The sequence below is a fragment of the Pseudonocardia sp. DSM 110487 genome (assembly GCF_019468565.1).
GTDB lineage: Bacteria > Actinomycetota > Actinomycetes > Mycobacteriales > Pseudonocardiaceae > Pseudonocardia.
Genome location: NZ_CP080521.1, coordinates 1,282,897 through 1,305,157, shown reverse-complemented (window position 1 = coordinate 1,305,157; position 22,261 = coordinate 1,282,897). Strand labels below are relative to the sequence as shown.

Below are 22,261 nucleotides of genomic sequence, written 5' to 3'. Positions count from 1 at the left end.
CTCCGGGCGGTCCGACCTCTCCATCCCACCTGCCAGGTTCCGCCCGGAGCTGCAGGGCCTGCGCGCATTCGCGGTCGCGCTCGTCGTGATCCACCACGTCTCGGACGGCCGGGTCTCCGGCGGCGTGGACGTCTTCTTCCTGATCTCGGGTTTCCTGCTCACCGGGCAGCTCGCCCGCGCCGCCGAGCGCGGTGGGCTCCACCTGCGGGCGCGTTGGAGCCGGATGGCCCGCCGGCTGTTGCCGTCGGCCACTGTCGTGCTGCTCGCCACGATCGTCGCGGGCGCGCTGCTGCTGCCCGAGACGCGCTGGCCCCAGACCGTGCGCGAGGTCGTCGCCAGCGCGCTGTTCCTCGAGAACTGGCAGCTCGCGGCCGACGCCGTGGACTACACGGCCCGCAACAACACCACGAGCGTGGTGCAGCACTTCTGGTCGCTGTCGATCCAGGTGCAGTTCTTCGTGGTGTTCCCGCTCGCCGTCGCGTTGTTGACGCTCGTGGCCCACCGTGCCCCGCACCGCCTCCACACGCACCTCACGGCCATGCTGCTCGGCGTCTTCGTGGCGTCGCTGTCCTTCTCCATCGCGCTCACGGCGGCCGACCAGCCCCTGGCGTACTTCCACTCGCTCACGCGCCTGTGGGAGTTCGCGCTGGGCGGACTGCTGGCGCTGTGGATCGACCGCGTCCCGTGGACGCGTGGCGAGCGCGTCACGTTCGGCTGGATCGGCGTGCTCGGCCTCGTCGCATGCGGCTTCGTGCTCGACGGGGGCTCGGTGTTCCCCGGCTACGCGGCGCTGTGGCCGACGCTCTCGGGCGCGCTGGTGCTGCTCGGCGGGGTCACCCGCTCCCCGTACGGCGCCCACCGACTGCTCCTGCCCCGCCCGGTGCAGTTCCTCGGCGCCATCAGCTACCCGCTCTACCTCTGGCACTGGCCGGTGCTCGTGCTCTTCATGGTTGCCCGCGACCAGGACGAGGTCGGACCGCTCGGCGGGATCGCCGTGATCGCCGTGTCGACCGTGCTCGCGGTGCTCACCTCGCGCTTCGTCGAGAGCCCGGTGCGACGCCTGCGGTTCAGGGACGTCGACGGGTACCGGTACGGGGCGGCCGCGATGGTGACGGTGCTGCTCGCCGCGGCGGTCTGGCAGTTCGCGGCCGCGCAGCGCGAGATCCCCGCCGACGGGCTCGGTGGACCGCAGTACCCCGGCGCGGCCGCCCTCGTCGACGGCGAACCCGAGCCCGCCCCGCTGCTGCCCGCACCGGTGTCGGTGTACCAGGACTGGGTCTGGGTGCAGGACTGGGACTGCGCCCCGCTCGCCGAGGTCCGCTCCGACATCTGCACGCAGCCGGTGGAGGCGCCGCCCGAGAAGCGGATCATGGTGGTCGGGGACTCGCACCTCGAGCAGTTCATCGCCGCGTTCGTCCCGATCGCGCGACAGCACGACTGGCAGCTCATCGGCGCGCTGCGCGGAGCATGCCCGTTCTCGACGGTGTCGGAGGTGGACCCGAACGATGCCGAGTGCGTGGCCTGGAACGCCGCCGTCGCGGACCGGATCGCCGAGCTACGCCCGGACGCGGTCGTCACGCTCGCGACGCGGGACGTGCGCGGCGGCCTCACCGAGCAGACACCGCCCGGGTTCGTCGAGCAGTGGCGGCGCATGGCCGACCTCGGCATCCCGGTGCTGGCCGTCCGGGACAACCCCCGCTTCACCTACGACGTGCCGGACTGCGTCCGCCAACGTGGGCGGGAGGGGGACCCCTGCGGGATGGACCGCGACACCGTGTACGCGGCCGACCCGCCGTACGCGCAACTGGACGTGCCGCCGAACGTGAGCTTCCTCGACCTGGCCGACTACGTCTGCGACGACACGCGCTGTCCGGCCGAGATCGGCAACGTGCTGGTCTACCTCGACGACAACCACCTCACTGCCTCCTACGCCACCACCATGGCGCCGGTGATCGAGGATCAGGTGGTGTCCGCGGTAGGAGGCTGAGCGACCCGTATCCGCTGCCCGCCGACCGCCACGACGTCGCCGACCCGCAGCTGCGCACCCCTTCGCGTCTCCAGCCGGCCGTTCACCTGCACCTGCTCGTCTTCCAGCAGTTCGCGCGCGTGGGCGCCGTGCTCGGCGAGCCCGGCCAGCTTCAGGAACTGGCCGAGCCGGATGGGGTGTTCGGCGACCGGGACGTCCTGGATCGGTGGGCGAGTCACCCGGCCATCCTCCCGTCTCGGGTGGTCGAGTAGGGCCGGCGCCCCAGCGCCGGCCCGTATCGAGACCACAAACCCGATCACCCCTGCCGATCGCATCCCGCCCGTACCGAAGGGCGAGGTCGAGCAGGCCGGGAAAGCGGGCGTCGAGATCGTCGCGTTGACCGCGGCCCTGACCGAGCTGGAGCCGACCGGCAACCGCCGCAAGGCGGCGCTCGTGTCCACCGTGGCATCCGTGGGCGGGCTCGGACTCGGGCCGCTGCTCGGCGGCCTGCTCGCCCAGTACGCCCCCGCGCCGCACGTCCTGCCGTTCGTGCTGGAGATCGTGTTGCTCGTTCCGGCCGCCGCCGTGATCACGATGCTGCCGGAGACGACGACGAGGACCCGGTGGCGGCCCCGCCGCCCGGAGATCCCCACCGGGATGAAGGGCGACTTCGCGACCAGCGGGACGGCCAGCTTCCTCGCGTTCGCCGTGATCGGACTGTTCCTCACCCTCGTCCCCACGTACGTGGCACGGCTCTCGGGCAGCGAGAACCTGCTGCTCTCCGGTGCCGCCGTGGCGATGCTGCTCGCCTGCTCCGCGGCCGCCCAGCTCGTCGGCTACGGCAGGCGGGCCCGCACGCTGGAGCTGCTCGGCCTGCCACTGCTGTCCGCAGGGTTGGTCCTGCTCGCCGTCGCGGGCGGACTTTCCTCGTCGGCGCTACTCCTCGCCGCGACCGCGATCGCCGGGACGGGCCACGGCCTTGCGTTCCTCGGCGGCCTGACAACGATCAACCACTCGGCGCCCGCCGGCCGGCACGCCGAGGCGCTCGCCACCTTCTACGTGATCGTCTACCTCGGCGCCGGCCTACCCACCATCGGTGTCGGCTTCCTGGCCACCGCCGCCGGGCTCCCCGCGGCCGTGCAGTCCTTCGCCTACGCCGTGGCCGTGCTGTGCGTGGTGGTGCTGCTCGTCCTCGTCGGACGGACACGTCGGCTAATGCCGCTGTGATCGGTGGACCGATACGTCGACGGCCACCGTGACATCGACCGGTTCCGGGATGCGGGCGATCGCCCGGGCGAGGTCGTCGTCGGTGAGGTGGCGGGCGCTCGGCCCCATGGCCATTGCGGCGTGCACATCCCCGTGGCCCAGCGCGATCCGGCGGGTCACCTGGTGGAGCGCGAGTCGCTCGAAGCGGCGGAACGACGCGGCGAGGCGTTCGGGCTTGCGGGGGTCGATCCCGATCCCGCCGACGAGCCTGCCGAGCTCCGCGAGGTGTCCCGGAAGCGGCGTGGCCACGACGACGACTCCCCATGGCCCGAGGATGCGTTCGATCTCCCCGACGTCCCGCGGCCCGAACACGCTGAGCACCACCGCCGCCGCGCCGCTCCGCACCGGGAGGGGTGCCCACACGTCGGCCCCGATCGCGGCGGCCCGCGGATGGACCTTTGCCGCGCGGCGCAGCGCGTGCGTCGAGGCCTCGACGCACAGCCCGTAGCGGTGCGGGCTGGCGTCGAGCACGGCAGACAGGTGGTGCCCGGTGCCACCCGCGAGGTCCACCACGATGCCGTCGTCTGCGGGGGCGTGGGCGGCGGCCAGCTCGGCGAGGGTGGAGCTCAGCGGCCCGTAGTGACCGGCGCCGAGGAACCGCTCCCGGGCGGTGACCATCCGGGCGTCGTCGCCATGGTGGCGGCGGTGGCCGCCGACCAGGTTGACGTAACCCTGACGGGCGATGTCGAAAGCGTGCCCCGCCGGGCACAGCAGGCGGCGGCCGTCAGGCCGCAGCGAACCGCGGCAGACCGGACAGCACAGCCGGTCCACCACCGCGTCGAGGGCCGCCATGTTCTTCCGCTACCCGGTCGATTCGGTCCGCGATCGAGCGCGTCCGCCCGCCAGGCTCCACAGAGCCGCGATGTAGGTGCGCCAGATGCCATCAGCGTCGGCGGGGCGGACACTCGCGCGGAGGCCCGCCAGCCGGCCGGGCTCGTAGAGCGACCGCAGGACCCTGGCCAGGTCGAGCACGTCGCCAGGAGAGCAGAGCAGTCCGTCCATGCCGTCGCGCACGGTCTCCGGGAAGTTCCCCACGCGCGTGGCCACCACCGGCAGCCCGTGCCAGTGGGCGAGCGCCACGAGCTGCGACGCGGTAGCGGTGCGGTACGGGAGGACGAGCGCGTCGAACCCGGCGAACAGCTCGGGGATCCGGTGGGCCGGCAGGTACTCGGGCGTCACGTGAACCCGCCCTGCGAGACCCAGCTCGTCGACGAGCGCGTCCAGCAGCGCACGATCCTGGTAGAACTCCCCGACGATGCCCAGCTCGACGTCCGGGAGGAGCGCCAGCGCCCTGAGCAGCACATCCACCCCCTTGTACGGCCGCACCTTGCCGAAGAACAGCAGCCTGCGCCGCGGTGGGACGTCCGCCCCGACCAGAGACCTGGCCGTCGCCGGGAGGTGCGGCGGCAGCGCCGCGACCGCGGTCGGGCGGTCGGTGAGCCGCTCGAGCGCGTTCCGCTCCGCCTCGGTGTGCACGAGGATCGCGTCGACGGACCGCATGAGCCTTGACATGAGCAGCCGGTCGCCCGGCCGCGGCTCGTGGGGCACCGCGTTGGCGCAGATGACGACGACCCGTGCGCCCCGGCGCGCGGCCATGGCGATCGCGGCCAGCGCCGGGGCCTGGAACGGCACGTAGTAGAGCAGGACGACGAGGTCCGACGCCGCCGCGGCCCGCCGCCCCGTGCGTACCCAGTGCAGCGGGTTGCGCCACGACAACGGCTCCCGGACGGTCGGGTAGCTCTCGGCCTCCGGCGTCTCGAGCGGATGGAGCTCCGCCGGGAGGAGACTGACCGGGCCCTGCCGGGTCCAGGTCCGCACGAGCACGGTGTGGCCGCAGGCGGCGAGACGGTGGGCCAGCTCGTTCGTGAGCAGCGGGATGCCGCCCCGCCACGGGAAGGCCGGCCCGATCAGCGTGACGCGCACGGGATGTGACGGTGGATCGCGGGGCTCCTCGACGTCGGACGACACGCCGAGACCCAGCATAGCTGCTGGTCAGCACACGCCGACTCACGCATTCTTGACTGATTCCAGAAAACGGGACACACTCGCCCGGTGCCGACGACCGCCGACTTCGAGCGCATGCTGCGCGGGGCCGCCCTGCGGGTGACACGTCCCCGGGTAGCGGTGCTGTCCGCGGTCCACCACCACCCCCACGCCGACACGGGCTCGATCATCGCAGCCGTGCGTGCGGACCTCGGCGAGGTGTCCCACCAGGCCGTCTACGACGTGCTCCGCGCGCTGACCACGGCCGATCTGGTGCGGTGCATCGAGCCGCCGGGCTCCGTCGCGCGCTACGAGGCGCGGGTCGGCGACAACCACCACCACATCGTGTGCCGGTCGTGCGGCGCCATCGCCGACGTCGACTGCGCCGTCGGGCCCGCGCCGTGCCTGACCCCGGCCGACGACCACGGCTTCGTGATCGACGAGGCCGAGGTGGTCTTCCGGGGCCTGTGCCCCGACTGCTCCTCCACCACACCGAATTCCCGAAAGGATTCCCGTGTCTGACAGTCCAGACGCCGTTCTCGCCGAGGTCAACGACGAGTCCGCCGGCGGGTGCCCCGTCTCGGCCGGGCGCCGCAACCACCCCACCGAGGGTGCCGGAAACCGTGACTGGTGGCCGAACCAGCTCAACCTCAAGATCCTGCGTAAGCACCAGGCCGTGGCCAACCCCATGGGCGAGGACTTCGACTACGCCGCGGAGTTCAAGACCCTCGACCTCGACGCACTCGCGCGCGACGTCGACGAGGTCCTGACCACGTCTCAGGACTGGTGGCCTGCCGACTTCGGCCACTACGGCCCACTCATGATCCGAATGGCGTGGCACAGCGCGGGCACGTACCGGATCGAGGACGGCCGCGGCGGGGCCGGCGCGGGCATGCAGCGCTTCGCGCCGCTCAACAGCTGGCCGGACAACGTCAACCTGGACAAGGCGCGCCGCCTGCTGTGGCCGGTGAAGAAGAAGTACGGCCGCAAGATCTCGTGGGCCGACCTGATGATCTTCACGGGCAACCGGGCCCTCGAGACCATGGGCTTCACGACCTTCGGCTTCGCAGGCGGCCGCGCGGACGTCTGGGAGCCCGACGAGGACGTCTACTGGGGTCCGGAGCGCACCTGGCTCGGCGACGAGCGCTACAGCGGTGACCGGGAGCTCGAGGGCCCGCTCGCCGCGGTCCAGATGGGCCTCATCTACGTCAACCCGGAGGGGCCGAACGGCAACCCCGACCCGCTCGCGTCGGCGCGGGACATCCGCGAGACGTTCCGGCGCATGGCGATGAACGACGAGGAGACCGTCGCGCTGATCGCCGGCGGCCACACCTTCGGCAAGACGCACGGTGCGGCCCCCGAGTCCCACAAGGGCCCCGAGCCCGAGGCCGCTCCGCTCGAGGAGCAGGGCCTCGGCTGGAAGAGCGGCTTCGGCAGCGGCAAGGGCCGCGACGCGATCGGCAGCGGCCTCGAGGTCACCTGGACGCCCACCCCGGCCCAGTGGAGCAACTGGTTCTTCCACAACCTGTTCGAGTACGACTGGGAGCTGACCGAGAGCCCGGCCGGCGCGAAGCAGTGGACGCCGAAGAACGGCAAAGCGAAGAACACCGTGCCAGACCCGGAGGACGGCAAGCTCAACCGCGCGCCGGGCATGCTCACCAGCGACCTCGCCCTGCGGTTCGACCCGATCTACGAGCAGATCTCGCGGCGGTTCTACGAGAACCCCGACGAGTTCGCCGACGCGTTCGCCCGGGCATGGTTCAAGCTGACCCACCGCGACATGGGGCCGCTCCAGCGCTACCTCGGCCCGCTGGTCCCGCAGGAGACGCTGATCTGGCAGGACCCGCTGCCCGCCGTCGACCACGAGCTGGTCGACGCCGATGACGTCGCCGCGCTCAAGCAGCAGATCCTCGCCTCCGGGCTGTCGGTATCGCAGCTGGTCTCCACCGCGTGGGCGTCGGCCTCCACATTCCGCTCCAGCGACAAGCGCGGCGGCGCCAACGGGGCCCGCATCCGGCTGCAGCCGCAGCGCGGCTGGGAGGTCAACGACCCCGACACCCTGACCCACGTGCTGAACACGCTCGAGGGCATCCAGGAGTCGTTCAACAGCTCGCAGACCGGGGCCAAGAAGGTCTCGCTCGCCGACCTGATCGTGCTCGGTGGGGTCGCAGGCGTGGAGCAGGCCGCGCGCAACGCGGGTCACGACGTGCAGGTGCCGTTCACGCCGGGCCGCACCGACGCGACGCAGGACCAGACCGACGTGGAGTCCTTCGCCCCGCTCGAGCCGAAGGCCGACGGGTTCCGCAACTACCGCGGCAAGGCCAACCCCCTGCCGTCCGAGTACCTGCTGGTCGACAAGGCGAACCTGCTCGGTCTCAGCGCCCCCGAGATGACCGTCCTGGTCGGCGGCCTGCGGGTGCTGGGCGCGAACTACGAGCAGTCCCCGCTGGGCGTGTTCACCTCCCGGCCGGAGGCCCTGACCAACGACTTCTTCGTGAACCTGCTCGACCTGGGCACCACGTGGAAGCCGACCTCCGAGTCCGCGGAGACCTTCGAGGGCGCTGACGCCGCCACCGGCAAGGTCACGTGGACCGCCAGCCGCGTCGACCTGGTGTTCGGCTCGAACTCCGAGCTGCGCGCCCTCGCCGAGGTCTACGCCAGCGACGACGCGCAGGAGAAGTTCGTGCGCGACTTCGTGGCGGCCTGGGACAAGGTCATGCAGCTCGACCGGTACGACCTCGTCTGACCCGCACGCAGGACGGAACGGCCCTCGGGACCTCGGTCCCGAGGGCCGTTTGCCTTGTCGGTCTGCGACGCTCCGCCTGTGGATCTCCATGAGCTCACTGCGCAGGTAACGGACGTCTCCCGCCGGTATGCCGAGCGGTTCGGGATTGCACGGACCAGCGACTGGCACATCCTCAAGCTGCACGAGGAGGTCGGGGAGCTGACCCAGGCGCATCTCATGCGGGAGGGACAGGCCCGGTCCAAGGGCATGACCCACCCGGAACACGATGCGAAATTCGCCGCCGAGATCGCCGATGTCCTGTGTCACGTGCTGCTCGTCGCCAGTCACCACTCCATCGACCTCCAGGCAGAGGTAGAGCGGAAGTGGCTGACGCGCGTTCCCCGGAACGCGGTCGTGAATGCCGAGGACGTGCCGGCAGCTTCGCTCGTCGATGGCTCCGGCATCTCCCGCGGCAAACGGCCCCCTCGAGCGGACGAGCGCACGACGACGCTGGCGTTCCTGCGCTGGCATCGGGAGACCCTGAGGCTCAAGTGTGCCGGTCTCGAGCCTGCTCAGCTCGCGCGGCAGCCCGTCGGCCGGTCGGCGTTGTCGCTGCTCGGGCTCGTGCGGCACGCGGCGGAATCCGAGCGCTTCTGGTTCCGGGAGGTGATGGCGGGCGAGGACGCCCCACCGCTGTTCCGATTTCCGGGCGGCGCGTTCGATGTGGCGGGCGCGAACGCGCGGACGGTCGCCCAGGCGTTCGAGGCGTGGCAGGAGGAGGTCGCGTTCGCGAACCGTTTCGTCGACGAGGCGCCGGATCTCGAGATCACCGGCAACGAACCTGGGGAGGGTCCGGTCGCCCTGCGCTGGGTGCTGATGCACATGCTGGAGGAGTACGCCCGGCACAACGGCCACGCGGATCTGCTGCGGGAGCAGATCGACGGCGTGGTCGGGCTCTGACTACGCGGCCACCCGGCCGCCGGGTGTCTGATGCCTGAGCTTCCGGGCCCCGACCAGCTCGTCCCGTCAAGTGCTGGCCAACGCCCCGCTGAGCTTGCTGCGCGACGTGACGTCGAGCTTGGTGAACACCTTGCGCAGATGCCATTCGACGGTTCGAGGGCTGATGAACAGCTCGGCCCCGATCTCGGAGTTCGTCATCCCGTCGCCGGCCAGCCGGGCGATCTGGGTCTCCTGCGCGGTGAGCACGTCACGCATGTCGACCGAGCGTCGGCGCACCGTCTCACCGGTGGCCTGGAGCTCGCGACGAGCGCGCTCGGCGAACCCGGACGCACCGAAGCGCCGCAGCATCTCGTACGCGGTTCGGAGCTGCGCACGCGCGTCGACGCGCCGGTTCTCCCGGCGCAGCCATTCCCCGTACACCAGGTGAGCGCGGGCGAGGTGGACGTTGACGCGGGTGCGTTCGAGGCACTCGATCGCCTCGCGGTACAGCGAGTCCGCGGACCGGCCGTCGCTCAGCAACGCCGCCGACCTGGCCCGTACGCCGAGAGCCCAGTCCGTGCCGCTGGCATCGGTTCGCTCCTCGAGCCGCCGCAGGGCAGCACCGGCCACCTCGAGGGCACCACCTCGAACGCCGGCCTCGACGAGCTCGACGAGTGCGAAACCGAAGACCCCCAGATCCTCGTACTCGCATGCCCGTTTTGCGCAGGCCAGGGCGTCCTGGTAGCGGCTGAGGCCGTTGTACAGCACCGCCCTCACGTAATCGGCCGCACCGATGGCCCGTCCCTCGCCCCTGGATATCCCGTCCTGGACCTCGGACTGGAACGGCACCGGCGCAGCCAATGCCTCGCCGCGCCAGGCAACGAGCGACAGCTTCGAGAACCTCATGGGCGCGGCGCCGGTGGTCTCCAGGAGCGCGTCGCACTCCACGATCAGTTCCGATGCCGCTGTGAACTCCCCGGCGTGCAGGTGGACGGCAGCACGGTGGGTCAGGGCCAGTGGTAAGACGCTGAGCGCGCCGGCGTCGCGAGCCAGCCGGACCGCGCGGCTGGTCAGCTCGTGCGACGTCTCGTCGTCCCACATGTCACCGGCGACGAACCACGCCAGCCAGTACCAGCGCATGAAGTCGTCCTCGTTGCGTCCGGAGTCCTGCCGGAACGCCTGCAGCGCCCGCTTCAGAAGCGGCGCACCCGCGACGTGGCCCTCGGTGAACCGCGCCACCAGACCATCCAGGAGCAGGTCGATCAGTCGTGGCGGCCGCGCTACCGGCGGCGCTGCCCTGACGGCCTCGGCCACATCCCGCAGCCCGTTCTGACCGAGCAGGCGACCGGCGAAGACCGCGGCCCCCAGCGACTCGAGGTGCGCCTCCCTGGCCTGTGCGTCGCCGAGTCGCTCGAGTCGGCCGGCCGCATCGACCAGCAACGGCACCGCGTCGCGGCCGCGCTGCCGGGCGAAGACGATCTGGGCGCGGAGCCGGGCCAGCCGCGCGCGCTGCAGTTCGTCGAGCGGACCCAGTTCGGCCGCGGCGACGAGCTCGGACGCTGCCTCCGAGGCCCCGGCTTCGAAGTTGGCCTGTGCGGCGGCCACGGCCCGTGTTCCGCGGCTGTCCGGATCGGGTGTCAGCTCGGTGGCACGCTTCAGGAATGCGGCCGCCGCCGCGAGTCCGCCACGGGACCGGGCCCGGTCGGCTGAGCGCTCCAGCTCGCCGGCCACCGCTTCATCCGGTCCGACCGCCGCCTGTGCCCGATGCCACGCTCGGCGATCGGGGTCGGACTCGGGGTCGGTCGCTTCGGCCAGTGCCCGATGCACGGCCCGGCGGTCGGCCATGTCCGCCGCCCGGTAGGCGGCAGAGCGCGCGAGCGGATGCCGGAACCGCACCCGCGCCCCGAGCTCGATCAATCCAGCAGCCTCGGCCGGCGCCATCGCGTGGGTCCCGATCCCGAGCCGTTCGGACACCTGCCTGAGCAGCTGCACGTCCCCCAGCGGTTCGGCCGCCGCCGCGAGAAGCAGCCGTCGGGTCGCGGCCGGGAACGACCCTATGCGGTGCAGGAAGCTGTGCTCGATTTGACTCGCCAGCGGCCTCGCGTCGGGACGCCCGAACCCACCGCCCAGCTCCGCCGGGGTCAATCCCTTCGGCAACTCGAGCAGGGCCAGCGGATTGCCGCCGGTCTCGGCGACGATTCGATCGCTGACGCGGTCGTCGAGTCGCCCGGGAAGCGCCGATTCCAGGAGCGCACGCGCATCGCGCTCACGCAGACCCCGGACCTGGAGCTCCGGCAGCCCCGCAAACGGGTCACCCCCGTCGGGCACCGGCTCACGAACGGCGAAAACCACCGCCACCCGCTCCGCCAGCAGCCGACGCGCGACGAAGGCCAGCATCTGCGCGGAGACCCGATCGAGCCATCCGGCGTCGTCCACCACGCAGACCAGGGGCTGTTCCTCCGCCAGATCGGCCAGCAGGCTGAGCACCGCCAACCCGATCAGGAAGCGGTCCGGCGCGCTCCCCGTGCTCAGACCGAACGCGATGGACAGCGCATCGCGCTGCGGCCGGGGAAGTCGATCGAGATGCCCCATCATCGGCGCGCACAGCTGGTGCAGCCCAGCGAACGCCAGCTCCATCTCGGAGTCGACACCGGCGGCGCGCGCGATCCGACATCCCGCGGCGCGCCCCACCAGGTAATCCAGCAACGCGGACTTACCGACCCCTGCCTCCCCGCGCAGGACCAGAACCTGGCTCTGCCCCGCCTTCGTGTCGGCTACCAGTCGATCCAGCGCCTGGCACTCGATGCGCCTGCCACGCAGCCGACGCCGAGGGCCGTCACTCGACATCAGCACCGCCGCAAGGTGAGGGAGCGCCACTCCTGGGCTCGCGTGGCCCGCGTCCGCCCACCGATCATTCCACTCTGCCGGTGCGGCGGCGGGCAAGTGCCTTGCTCCGCCCGGAACGCGGGCGATGACCGCCCCCGCTCAACGCGCTGGCCTGTCGCCACCGCCGCGACCGGCAGGGCTGACGCGCCCTTCGCCTGATCAGCCGAACATGCGAGAGGGCCCCTGACCATGTTGGTCAGGGGCCCTCTCGGCCTTGGTAGCGGGGGTAGGATTCGAACCTACGACCTCTGGGTTATGAGCCCAGCGAGCTACCGAGCTGCTCCACCCCGCGTTGCTGTTGTGAGTACTACTGTACACCTGCCCGAAACGCCCCTGCAGGGGGGTGCGGTTTGGGTGCCGGACCGGACCTGAGCGCTCCAGCCTCACCCACAGCGACCAGCTCGCTGGTCATCACCTTCTCCGAGCCCACCGAGTGCTGATGCGGTTGCACTGCTGCTCAGGACCGCACTGATGGGCCCACGCGTCCACTTGACCACGCCGACCGAGTCGACCTTGCCGACCATGTGGCCGTGGATGCGCTCCCGGCTGCCGCCGGGCTCCACCGTCGCAACCGCTCGTCGGCCGTCTTCCACGATCCGCGCCGCCTCCTCCAGCGGGACGACAGGTTGAAAGCGGAAGCCAGGAACCTGACGACACAGGGCCCGCCCCACCGAGCGCACATTCACAATAGTGAACGCAACGGTTGACCCCGTGACGGAACCACCATACATTGTCGGAATAGCAGACAGCTCCGCGTCGCCAGTAAGCGCTGTTCCATCCCGCATCAAGCCAAGAGACTGAGTACGAAAATGAGTACGGCGAGACCATCAGATGGCGCTTTAGAGAGATCTCCGACATCAAGGAGATCATCGATCCGCTCGGTGATGGCGCAGAAGTGTACACGAGGTACTTCCGTGATTACGCTGCCTATCGCGAATTCACAGGAGAAGAGTCTCCCGAATTAGACGAGTGATTCTGCAGATTTACTCAGAGGGCAGCTCGTAGTTACAGTAGGAGGCCGGACGAGAAGCGACCGGCCTCCTACCTGATGCTCAACCCCCTGGAGCTGGCGCAGCAGGGGCGGGCGTCTGGCCGTTCGCCTGCTGGAACTGTTGCACCGCCTGGTCGAGCCGTTGCAGCGCTTCCCCCTGACCCGCGAAGTCACCGTTCTGCTGCGCCGCCTTCAGGTCGGTGATGGCCTGTTGGATCGCGCTTGCGGCCGTGGCCACTTGCGGGTTGGACGTCCCCGGCGGCCCGGCGGGAGCCGGTGTGCCCGCCTGCGCCGGTGCTTGCGCCGGTGCCTGCCCCGGCACGCTCGGCACCACGGCGCTGGCACCGGGCAGTACCTGGTCGATTGCACCGGCCAAGGTGGCATCGAAGCCGACCCGGCCGTTGTAGAACACCAGGACGCGCGCCAACTGCGGATAGCTGACTTCCTGGTTCGCTCTCTCGATGTACACCGGTTCGACGAACAGCAGGCCGCCCGCCACCGGCAACGTCAGCAGGTTGCCGTAGTCGACCGTGCTCTGCCCGTTTCTGGACAGGAGCCCGATCTGCTGGCTCACGTCCGGATCGCTGACGAGGGCGCTCTGCACGAGCTGCGGGCCCTGGGTGGTCGTGTTGTCGGGTAGTCGGAGCAGCGTCATCTGGCCGTACGTATCCGGATCGGAGCTGACCGACAGGTACGCCGATAGGAACTCACGTTCCTGGAACACGAGCGCGCTCGTGAGCTGGAACGACGCCGGCGACCCCGGCTGTGCTGGTGTCCCGGCCAGGATGTAGTACGGCGGCTGGGGAAGTGCGCTCGCACCGCCTGTGCCCTGCGGCGATGGGTCGGACGGCACGTTCCAGAACGACACGTTGTTGAAGAAGTCGCCCGGCGTGTCGACGTGGTAGCGGGTGAGCAGCTCGCGCTGCACCTTGAACTGGTCCTCCGGGTACCGGAAGTGCGACCGCAGGTTCGGGCTGATCTCGGATGCCGGACGCACCGAACCGGGGAAGGTCTTCATCCACGTCTGGAGGACGGGGTCCTGCTCGTCGAAGGCGTACATCGTGACCGTGCCGTCGTAGGCGTCGACGGTGGCCTTCACCGAGTTGCGCAGGTAGCTGACGTCCCGGTCGAGCTCGGGGCGCACCCCGCCCTGGCCGGGCTGCAGCGCGTCGGTGGTGGACTCACCCAGCGGCGTGCGCTCGGCGTACGGGTAACGCTCCAGCGTGGTGTAGCCGTCGACGATCCACGTGATGCGGCCGTCGACGACCGCCGGGTACGGGTCGCCGTCGAGCGTGAGCCACGGCGCAACGGCCTGGACGCGGGCCGCGGGGTCCCGGACGTACATGATCTTCGAATTCTCGTTGATCGAGCTGTTGAACAGGATGTTCCGCTCGCCGTAGAAGAGCGCGAAGACCATCCGGTTGACGATGTTGTCCAGCGGGACACCGCCGCGTCCGTTGTAGGTGTAGCGCTCGGTGTCGGTGTCGTACTCCACCGGCGGCGAGCCGCCCGGTGCCCCGACGATCGAGTACGTGTCGATCAGCTCGCCGTAGTACGTGCGCGGCTCCTGGACCTGCAGGCTCGGCGGGATGTCCGGGCTGTCCTGGGTGAACACCGGCAGGCCGCCCTGGCCGCTGCTGTCCTCGAGGGCTGCGTTGATCTCGTTGGCGGGGGCGGTGACGATCCCGTTGCCGTGCGTGTAGACGAGGTGCTGGTTGATCCACTCGGTCTGGTTGCCGGACAGGCCGCTCGTGTCGAGCTCACGCACGGCGACGACGAAGTCCTGGAGCTGCCCGTTGACCTCGTAGCGGTCGATGTCGAGCTGGGACGGGAAGCCGTAGAACGCGCGCAGCTGCTGCCGCTGCGTGAACGTCCGCTCGATCTTCGCCGGGTCGAGCAGCCGGATGTTGGACATCGTGGCGGTCTCCGCGCGGACCTGTGCGGGTGTTGCGGAGGACTGACCGCTGTAGGAGACCTCGTTGATGTTGGTCAGGCCGTACGCGTCACGGGTGGCCGCGATGTTCCGCTCGATCGAGAGCGCCTCGCGCTGCTGGGCGTTCGGTGCCACCGAGAACTGCTGCAGCACCTGCGGCCACGCCGCCCCGATCAGCACACTCGACAGCACGAGCAGCACGGTGGCGATGGCGGGCAGCTGCAGGTTGCGCCGGAACACCGCCGCGAAGAACGCCGCGGCACAGATGATCGAGATGAACAGCAGGATCAGCTTGGCCGGCATCACCGCGTTGAGGTCGGTGTAGGTGGCACCGGTGAAGAGCGGGTTGCGATCGCTGAACAGCAGCTCGTACCGGTCGAGGTAGTAGGCCACCGCCTTCAGCAGGACGAACACCCCGGCGAGGATCGCGAGCTGGGCGCGTGCCGCCCCCGAGACCTGGCCGGCACGGCCGGTGAGCCGGATGCCGCCGAAGATGTAGTGGGTGATCAGCGAGACCACGAAGGCGATGGCGACGGCGACGAACATCCAGTCCAGCACGTAGCGCAGGAACGGCAGCTGGAAGGCGTAGAAGCTGATGTCGATGCCGAACTCGGGGTCGGCGATGCCGAACGACGTGGAGTTGAGGAACTGCTGGACGGTCTGCCAGTCGCCCTGCGCCGCGAGACCCGCGATGACGCCGATGGCGACCGGGATGCCGATCCCGAACAGCCGCAGCCGCTGGATGATCACCGTGCGGTACCGCGCGATCGGGTCCTCCGGGCCGCTGACGGGCACGAACACCGGTCGCGTGCGGTAGGCGATCCACAGCGACAGGGCGACGAGCCCGCCGATCAGCAGCGCGCCCACCAGGAACTGCACGATCTGCGTGAACAGCACCGTGGCGAAGACGCCGCGGTACCCCACCTCGCCGAACCACAGCCAGTCGACATAGAAGTTGATCAACCGGGAGCCACCGAGCAGCAGCAGCACCAGCAACCCCGCGACGACGAGCAGGATCCGGGTGCGGCGGGTCAGCGTCGGGGCTCCCACCGGGGGCCGCATGGCCACAGGGCACGCTCCAGCAGATCGAGGGTCGGCGCGAGGCGCCCGTGCCGGTCGGTGCGGCGGAGACCTGCTCAGATCACTTGCCGACGGCCGGACGCGCGCCCTGCTCACCCAACTCTACGGACCGGGTGTGGAGTTCCCGTGGGGGCCTCGAATGTCCGAGATTCCCGGTTCCACGTCCGGGGCGATCAGCAGGCCGGGACCGGCCCTCCGGACTCGAGCGACTCGAGCGCGGTGACGGCGTCGTGCAGCGTGCCGACGCGCACGAGCTGCAGGCCGGGGTTGGTGGCGACGGCCTCCTCGCAGTTGCCCGCCGGGACGAGGAACACGGTGGCCCCCTCGTCGAACGCCTTGCGCATCTTGAACGGCACACCGTTGATCGGCGTGACGTTCCCGGTCGCCTCGATCGCGCCCGTACCGGCGACGAACCGGCCGCCCGCGAGATCGTCCGGGGTGAGCTTGTCCACGACCGCCAGCGCGAACATCAGGCCCGCGGATGGCCCGCCCACCCCTTCGAGACCGATGCGGATGTCGCCGTCGCGCAGCCTGGCACCCAGGATCACGCCGAGCAGGCCCTGATCGCGGTCGGGGCGGGCCGCGAGGGGGATCTGGACGTCGCGCACCTCGCCCGCCCGCCGGTACTGCACGGCGACCATGTCGCCGGGACGGGTCGGCACCAGCACGTCCGAGACCTCCCGCACCGAGTCCATCGGCTGCCCCGCGACGGCGAGCAGCTCGTCGCCCGGCTGCAGGATGGCGGCCGCGGGAGTGTCGGACACCAGGCTGGTGACGATGACGGTCGCGGGGAGCTGCAGCTCACCCACAGCGGCCGCCTCTGCGTTGGCCTCCGACGAGGTGAACTGTGCGCTGTTCTGCTGCTGGATCTGGTCCAGCGTCATGCTGGACGGGTAGATCGGCTCGCGGGGCACGACCTGGCTGTCGGGTGACGCCCACAACGCCAGTGCGTCGAACATGGTCAGCCGGTCGGTCACCGACACGGTGGTCATGTTCAGGTGTCCGGTGGTCGGGTAGACCGGCAGGCCGTCGACCTCGACGACCGTGGCGCCGTCGACCGTGCCGAGGGTGTCGTACGTCGGGCCGGGCCCGAGCGACACCAGTGGCACCGGGAGCGTGGCGCCGAGCACCCCGAGCGCCAGCGCGAGCAGGCTCGCGGAGACGACGGTCCACGTCCGGCGGGTCACGACCGGACAGCCTAAGCGGAGCCTGCGTGCGATCCGCGTACGGTGCGGCCCACGCGGTGCGCTCACGAGAACGCGCTCGGCCCGCAACCGATATCCGGCGATCGGCGCGTCCGTCGACGGGTAACGACTGCCTACCTGCGGGGCCATCCCATCGGCGATGCAGCCGAGCGCGAACAGCTGAGCAGCCCGTACCCGCGTACCGTGGACACCATGAGTGACATCCCGTTCGGCTTCGGATCCGCCGACCGCGACCCGGACGACGAGCGCCGGCGCCGCGACCTGGAGGGCCGCGGCGAGGGGGCGAACGACCCGCTCGGTTTCGGCGGCTTCCCCGGCATGCCGGGAGGCGGTTTCCCCGGCGGGGCGCAGGGCTTCGACGTCAGCCAGCTCGGCCAGATGCTCACCCAGCTCGGCCAGATGCTCAGCCAGGCCCAGTCGAGCGGCGGTGGGCCGGTCAACTACGACCTCGCAGCGCAGCTGGCGCGCCAGCGGCTCGCCGCCACCACGTCGTCGCTCACCGGGGCGCAGCGGGCGGCCGTCAGTGACGCCGTGAAGCTGGCCGAGCTGTGGCTCGACCCCGCCACCGACTTCCCCACCGGCGCCACCGAGACCAAGGCGTGGTCGGCCAGCGAGTGGGTCGACGCCAGCCTCCCCACGTGGAAGCGGCTGTGCGACCCCGTGGCCCAGCGCGTGTCGAGCGCGTGGGTCGAGGCCATGCCCGAGGAGGTCCGCTCCGCGGCGGGGCCGATGATCGCGATGCTCGGTCAGATGGGCGGGCTCGCGTTCGGCAGCCAGCTCGGCAACGGACTCGCGCAGCTCGCCGCCGAGGTCGTCTCCTCCACCGACATCGGGGTTCCGGTCGGACCCGATCGGGTCGCCGCTCTGCTGCCGGAGAACATCGAGAAGTTCACGAAGGACCTCGACCGGCCCGCCAGCGAGGTCATGATCTTCCTCGCCGCTCGGGAGGCCGCCCACCAGCGCCTGTTCTCCCACGTCCCGTGGTTGAAGGAGCGGCTGCTCGGAGCGGTCGAGCAGTACGCGCGCGGCATCCGCGTCGACTCCTCCCGGATCGAGGAGCTGGCCCGCGGCATCGACCCGTCCAACCCGGCCGCGATCGAGGAGGCCATGCGGTCGGGCATGTTCGAGCCCGAGACCACCCCGGAGCAGAACACCGCGCTCGCCCGGCTCGAGACTCTCCTCGCGCTGGTCGAGGGCTGGGTGGACGCCGTCGTCGCCGACGCCGTAGGCGCACGGCTGCCGGGCGCCGATGCGCTGCGCGAGGCACTGCGCCGTCGCCGCGGCGCCGGTGGCCCCGCCGAGCAGGCGTTCGCCACGGTGGTCGGGCTGGAGCTGCGCCCGCGCCGGCTGCGCGCCGCTGCGGAGCTCTGGCGGCTGCTCGGTGAGCAGCGCGGCATCGCGGGCCGTGACGCCCTGTGGGCCCACCCCGACCTCGTCCCGACGGCCGACGACCTGGACGACCCGGCCGCGTTCGTCGGGCGCACCGAGATGGGCGACCCGATCGCCGAGCTGGAGAAGCTGGCCGGCCAGAAGGCGCCGGAGGAGAACAGCGGCGGCAAGAGGAACGACGACGCGGATGGCGGTTCCGACGACGAGCCCGAAAGCGGCCCGCCGCCTGCCTGATAATCGAACCCACGCGCACACCGGCGCGCCGCGGTACGTCTCGCCCCGATTGATCCCCCGTGAGACGTACGACAGCGCACCTGGCAGTGCGGCATCGTGCGACTCGCGCCGGTCTTCGGCCACCCGATGGCGTGCGCCTCAGCCCGTGGCCGAGACCGGTTCCTCGGGCTCGACGGTGTCGGGCTCCTCGCCGTCGATGCCCACCAACCCGAGCCCGGCGGCCGCGGACAGGCCCTCCAGGTAGCCCATCGCGCGCTCGGTGCGCGGGTAGCGGTGGACCCACGCCCAGAAGCGGGCGTCATGGCCGGGTTCGAGCAGGTGGGTGAGCTCGTGCACCAGCACGTAGTCGACCACCCAGCCGGGCGCGTCACGCAGCCGCTCGCTGATCCGGATGGTGCCGTCGGCCGGCGTGCAGGATGCCCAGCGGGTGCGCATGGGCGGCACCCACCGGACGCTGGTGGGCCGCGCCCTGCCTTCCAGGAAACGCCGCGAGAGCTCCACCGATCGCCGCCGCAACGCGTCGTCACCCTTGCGGCCGGGGGACCGGCGGCGGGCCTCGCTGCGCTCCAGCCTGCGCACCATCTCGTCCACCCAGCGACGCTCCTCGGCGTCGCTCATCCAACCGGGGATGAAGACGATGACGGTGTCGCCCTCGCGTCGAGCACTGACCATGCGTCGGCGGCGGTCACTGCGCCGGACCTCCACGACCGCGGGCTGCGCCATCAGGCCAGCCTAGTGCCCCGGCAACCCCAACCCGGCCCACGGGACGACCCGCACATCGAGTTGTCCACACCCCTGTGGACAACCGTCGCGGGCGGGGTCGGACAGGCGCACCATCGAGCCATGACCGCACCGCAGCTGCCCACAGAGCTCCGGCTGCCGCCGCACCGCTCGGTGCTGGCGTTGGGGCCAGGGGCACGGATGCTCGGCCTCGACCCGGCCACCGCGATGGCCGTCGAGGACGTCCCTCCCCCGCTCGCCGAGATGCTGGACGAGCTCTCCGGGCCCGTGCCGACGGCCGAGCTCGTCGATCGGGCGGTGGGGCGCGGTGCCGATCGGACGGCGGCAGAGCTGCTGCTCGCCGAGCTCGTCGCCACCGGCGCTGTGGTCGACGCCTCCGACGTGCAACGGCGGGAGCGCCGCCGCGCCACCAGCACGGTGGTGGTGCACGGCTGTGGACCGCTCGCGGTCGGGCTGGTGCTGGGCCTCGCCACGGCCAGGGTCGGCGCGGTGCACGTCGTCACGTCCGGCGCGGTGCTCGAGGGCGATCTCGGCACCGGTCTCGTCGACGCCGACCGCGGCTCGGATCGCGCCTGCGCGACCGCGGCCGCGCTGGCCCGGCTGCATCCCCAGGCCACGACGGGCCCACCGCGACAACGGACGGTGCCCGACCTCGTCGTGCTCGCCGACGCGGGTACACCCGATCCGGTGCTCGTCGCGCGGCTGCACGTGACGGGCACCGCGCACCTGGTGGTCCGCGTCCGCGACGGTGTCGGTGTCGTCGGCCCGCTCGTGCTGCCAGGCCGCAGCACCTGCCTCGGCTGCATGGAGATCGAACGGTGCGCCCGCGAGCCGGCGTGGACGGCCGCGGGCGCCCAGCTCGTCGGTGTCCCTGGTCGCGCCGCCCCGGCCTGCGTCGCGGCGACGGCGGGCCTGGCCACCGCGCAGGTCCTCGTCGCGCTCGACGGTCCCGACAGCGCGGCAGGCCCGCCCGTACTGGACGCCACCCTCGAACTCGACGCGGACGCGGGCACGCTCGTCCGGCGGACCTGGGTGCCGCACCCGGACTGCCGGTGCGGTGCGTAACGCAAGTCACCCGGCCGCGAGCTGGTGATATGCGCGGACGGTCTTGCTCGGGAGACAATCAAGGAGTGGACGGATTCCCGTGCCCCACCGGCACCCCTGCCGAGGTGACGACGTGACCGACATCCCACGTCGCACGGCAGCTCGCACCGCCAAGCTGGCGAGCCTCCCACTCGGCGTCGCCGGACGTGCTGCCGCCGGATGGGGCAGGCGGCTGGCGGGCGGCGACGGCGATGAGATCTCCGCGCAGCTCATGGCCAAGAGCGCCGAGCAGCTGTTCGCCGTGCTCGGCGAGCTCAAGGGCGGCGCGATGAAGTTCGGCCAGGCCCTCAGCGTGTTCGAGGCGGCCATCCCCGACGAGTTCGCGGCGCCGTTCCGCGAGTCGCTGGTGAAGCTGCAGTCCGCTGCGCCCCCGATGCGGGCCTCCGAGGTGCACCGCATGCTCGCCGAGCAGTTCGGGCGCGGCTGGCGCGAGCGCTTCCGCGAGTTCGACGAGACGCCCGCCGCCGCGGCGAGCATCGGCCAGGTCCACCGCGCGGTCTGGCGAGACGGACGCGAGGTCGCGGTCAAGGTCCAGTACCCGGGCGCAGGGGAGGCGCTGCGGTCGGATCTGCGCCAACTCTCCCGGATGAGCCGGCTCATCCAGCCGCTCGTGCCCGGCCTGGAGATCAAGCCGCTGATCGCCGAGCTGCGCGACCGCATGGAGGAGGAGCTCGACTACCGCGACGAGGCGGCCAACCAGCGGATCTTCGCCGCCGCTTACGACGGCGACGACAAGGTCAAGGTGCCCCGCGTCGTGGCGTCCGCGCCGCGCGCGATGGTCACGGAGTGGGTCACCGGCAGGCGGCTGTCGGACGTGATCCGCAGCGGTACGCAGTCCGAGCGCGACGGGGCCGCCGCCCTGCTCGCGGAGTTCCACTACTCGGCGCCCGCGCGGGTCGGGCTGCTGCACGCGGACCCGCATCCGGGCAACTTCCAGATCCTCGACGACGGCCGTCTCATGGTGCTCGACTTCGGCGCCGTCGCCCGGCTCCCCGACGGGCTCCCCCGCCCGCTGTCGATCATGGTGCGGCTTGCGCTCGAGGACAAGCCTGGTGAGCTCCTCCAACTGCTCCGCGACAGCGGCTTCGTGCGGGCCGGCTCCCGGCTCGGCGGCGAGGAAGCGCTCGAATACCTGGCCCCGTTCACCGAGCCGTTGCGCACCGAGTCGTTCCGCTTCAACCGTCGCTGGCTGCAGCGGCAGGCCGAGCGCGTGGGCGATCTGCGGCGTCCCGAGTTCCACACCGGGCGGGAGCTCAACCTCCCCCCGCAGTACCTGCTGGTGCACCGCGTCACGATGGGCACCCTCGGCGTGCTCTGCCAGCTCGACGCCGACGTGCCGCTGCGCAGCGTCGTCCAGCACTGGCAGCCGTGGATCTTCGACGCCGAGGACGAGACGGCGAGCCGCCACGCCTGACTCCGCCACCCCCGGTGGTCGAGTAGGGACGGCGCCCCGGATCACGAAGATCCGGGGCGCCGTCCGAACATCACGGCGCCGCGGAGAGGACGCCGTCGGGGCGGACCGGCCGCGGGAGGGCCGGTCCGCGCGGTGGTTATGCGTCCCTCACCGCGGCACCGGCCGCGGCCCTGGCCCGCTGGGCACGCCGGGCGGCGTAGCGGGCCAGTGCGGACCACCGGCGTCCGGCCGTGAGCTGCCGGACGAGGGCGTGCTGCCGTGCGGCCACGAGGGCCTCTTGGTGTCGGGATCTCGCCAGTGCTTCGTGGAGCAACATCTCGTTCCCCTCGCGGTCGCGCACGACTGGTCGCGTCTCGGCGGCGGTCTGCAGTGTCATGAAGTCGGTCATCGGTATCGGTCTCCTTG

General features: G+C 71.3%; 17 protein-coding genes and 1 tRNA gene. 9 read left to right on the top strand and 9 right to left on the bottom strand.

Annotated elements, in window-relative coordinates; translation table 11 throughout:
* Positions 1–22: 22 nt before the first annotated feature.
* Positions 23–1,987, top strand: coding sequence for an acyltransferase family protein (locus K1T35_RS06175; protein WP_220262431.1), 1,965 nt, complete (start codon positions 23–25; stop codon positions 1,985–1,987).
* Here K1T35_RS06175 and K1T35_RS06170 read toward each other — a convergent pair.
* A complete protein-coding gene (locus K1T35_RS06170) occupies positions 1,960–2,205 on the bottom strand; it encodes an RNA-binding S4 domain-containing protein (protein ID WP_220263327.1) in 246 nt (81 codons plus the stop codon). The genes K1T35_RS06175 and K1T35_RS06170 overlap by 28 nt on opposite strands.
* On the opposite strand from K1T35_RS06170, the gene K1T35_RS06165 reads away from it, so the two are divergent.
* On the top strand, positions 2,159–3,193 hold the full coding sequence (locus K1T35_RS06165; RefSeq protein ID WP_220259200.1) for an MFS transporter: 1,035 nt from the start codon (positions 2,159–2,161) through the stop codon (positions 3,191–3,193). The genes K1T35_RS06170 and K1T35_RS06165 overlap by 47 nt on opposite strands.
* Here the strand turns inward: K1T35_RS06165 and K1T35_RS06160 are convergent.
* Complete coding sequence (locus K1T35_RS06160) at positions 3,179–4,024, bottom strand: putative RNA methyltransferase (RefSeq protein WP_220259199.1); 846 nt, start codon at positions 4,022–4,024, stop codon at positions 3,179–3,181. The genes K1T35_RS06165 and K1T35_RS06160 overlap by 15 nt on opposite strands.
* Positions 4,025–4,033: 9 nt before the next feature.
* A complete protein-coding gene (locus K1T35_RS06155; protein ID WP_220259198.1) occupies positions 4,034–5,200 on the bottom strand; it encodes a glycosyltransferase family 4 protein in 1,167 nt (388 codons plus the stop codon).
* Between the two features lie 84 nt (positions 5,201–5,284).
* Here K1T35_RS06155 and K1T35_RS06150 point away from each other — a divergent pair, with 84 nt between their 5' ends.
* The 3 genes from K1T35_RS06150 to K1T35_RS49710 are packed head-to-tail and all read left to right on the top strand — an operon-like array spanning position 5,285 to position 8,900.
* A complete protein-coding gene (locus K1T35_RS06150) occupies positions 5,285–5,737 on the top strand; it encodes a Fur family transcriptional regulator (RefSeq protein WP_220259197.1) in 453 nt (150 codons plus the stop codon).
* Positions 5,730–7,961 carry a catalase/peroxidase HPI gene (katG, locus tag K1T35_RS06145; RefSeq protein ID WP_220259196.1) on the top strand — a complete coding sequence of 744 codons (2,232 nt, stop codon included), beginning with the start codon at positions 5,730–5,732 and terminating at the stop codon, positions 7,959–7,961. Before K1T35_RS06150 ends, katG begins: the two co-directional genes overlap by 8 nt.
* Before the next feature lie 54 nt (positions 7,962–8,015).
* On the top strand, positions 8,016–8,900 hold the full coding sequence (locus K1T35_RS49710; protein WP_370645316.1) for a DinB family protein: 885 nt from the start codon (positions 8,016–8,018) through the stop codon (positions 8,898–8,900).
* Positions 8,901–8,966: 66 nt separating this feature from the next.
* Here the strand turns inward: K1T35_RS49710 and K1T35_RS06135 are convergent, their stop codons facing one another.
* Positions 8,967–11,726: a LuxR family transcriptional regulator gene (locus K1T35_RS06135; protein ID WP_220262429.1), complete on the bottom strand. Its 2,760-nt coding sequence runs from the start codon at positions 11,724–11,726 to the stop codon at positions 8,967–8,969.
* 254 nt (positions 11,727–11,980) lie between these two features.
* Positions 11,981–12,057, bottom strand: a tRNA-Met gene (locus K1T35_RS06130).
* Between the two features lie 477 nt (positions 12,058–12,534).
* Here K1T35_RS06130 and K1T35_RS49705 point away from each other — a divergent pair.
* The gene (locus tag K1T35_RS49705) at positions 12,535–12,738 is read left to right on the top strand and encodes a DUF4288 domain-containing protein (RefSeq protein WP_220262428.1); all 204 of its coding nucleotides are present in this window, start codon (positions 12,535–12,537) and stop codon (positions 12,736–12,738) included.
* A 79-nt stretch (positions 12,739–12,817) separates the two neighbouring features.
* On the opposite strand, the gene K1T35_RS06120 is transcribed toward K1T35_RS49705, so the two are convergent.
* Both K1T35_RS06120 and K1T35_RS06115 read right to left on the bottom strand, forming a co-directional pair.
* Positions 12,818–15,751 (bottom strand): UPF0182 family protein, encoded by a 2,934-nt coding sequence (locus K1T35_RS06120; protein ID WP_255621627.1) that lies wholly within the window; start codon positions 15,749–15,751, stop codon positions 12,818–12,820.
* Between the two features lie 191 nt (positions 15,752–15,942).
* Positions 15,943–16,956: a PDZ domain-containing protein gene (locus K1T35_RS06115; RefSeq protein ID WP_255621625.1), complete on the bottom strand. Its 1,014-nt coding sequence runs from the start codon at positions 16,954–16,956 to the stop codon at positions 15,943–15,945.
* Between the two features lie 210 nt (positions 16,957–17,166).
* Here K1T35_RS06115 and K1T35_RS06110 point away from each other — a divergent pair, with 210 nt between their 5' ends.
* Entirely contained in the window at positions 17,167–18,597 is a 1,431-nt protein-coding gene (locus tag K1T35_RS06110; RefSeq protein ID WP_220259193.1) for a zinc-dependent metalloprotease, read from the top strand.
* 138 nt (positions 18,598–18,735) lie between these two features.
* Here K1T35_RS06110 and K1T35_RS06105 read toward each other — a convergent pair whose 3' ends face one another.
* On the bottom strand, positions 18,736–19,320 hold the full coding sequence (locus K1T35_RS06105; RefSeq protein WP_220259192.1) for a M48 family metallopeptidase: 585 nt from the start codon (positions 19,318–19,320) through the stop codon (positions 18,736–18,738).
* Between the two features lie 120 nt (positions 19,321–19,440).
* Between K1T35_RS06105 and K1T35_RS06100 the strand changes: the two genes are divergently transcribed.
* Both K1T35_RS06100 and K1T35_RS06095 read left to right on the top strand, forming a co-directional pair.
* On the top strand, positions 19,441–20,403 hold the full coding sequence (locus tag K1T35_RS06100) for a hypothetical protein (protein ID WP_220259191.1): 963 nt from the start codon (positions 19,441–19,443) through the stop codon (positions 20,401–20,403).
* Positions 20,404–20,515: 112 nt separating this feature from the next.
* A complete protein-coding gene (locus K1T35_RS06095; RefSeq protein WP_220259190.1) occupies positions 20,516–21,856 on the top strand; it encodes an AarF/ABC1/UbiB kinase family protein in 1,341 nt (446 codons plus the stop codon).
* A 136-nt stretch (positions 21,857–21,992) separates the two neighbouring features.
* On the opposite strand, the gene K1T35_RS06090 is transcribed toward K1T35_RS06095, so the two are convergent.
* Positions 21,993–22,244 carry a hypothetical protein gene (locus tag K1T35_RS06090; RefSeq protein WP_220259189.1) on the bottom strand — a complete coding sequence of 84 codons (252 nt, stop codon included), beginning with the start codon at positions 22,242–22,244 and terminating at the stop codon, positions 21,993–21,995.
* Positions 22,245–22,261 lie beyond the last annotated feature (17 nt).

Coding starts and splice junctions, on each gene's coding strand:
- K1T35_RS06110 (WP_220259193.1), top strand. CDS start 17,167: ATGAGTGACATCCCGTTCGGCTTCGGATCCGCCGACCGCGACCCGGAC.
- K1T35_RS06120 (WP_255621627.1), bottom strand. CDS start 15,751: ATGCGGCCCCCGGTGGGAGCCCCGACGCTGACCCGCCGCACCCGGATC.
- K1T35_RS06165 (WP_220259200.1), top strand. CDS start 2,159: ATGGGGTGTTCGGCGACCGGGACGTCCTGGATCGGTGGGCGAGTCACC.
- K1T35_RS06135 (WP_220262429.1), bottom strand. CDS start 11,726: ATGTCGAGTGACGGCCCTCGGCGTCGGCTGCGTGGCAGGCGCATCGAG.
- K1T35_RS06105 (WP_220259192.1), bottom strand. CDS start 19,320: ATGGCGCAGCCCGCGGTCGTGGAGGTCCGGCGCAGTGACCGCCGCCGA.
- K1T35_RS06100 (WP_220259191.1), top strand. CDS start 19,441: ATGACCGCACCGCAGCTGCCCACAGAGCTCCGGCTGCCGCCGCACCGC.
- K1T35_RS06160 (WP_220259199.1), bottom strand. CDS start 4,024: ATGGCGGCCCTCGACGCGGTGGTGGACCGGCTGTGCTGTCCGGTCTGC.
- K1T35_RS06090 (WP_220259189.1), bottom strand. CDS start 22,244: ATGACCGACTTCATGACACTGCAGACCGCCGCCGAGACGCGACCAGTC.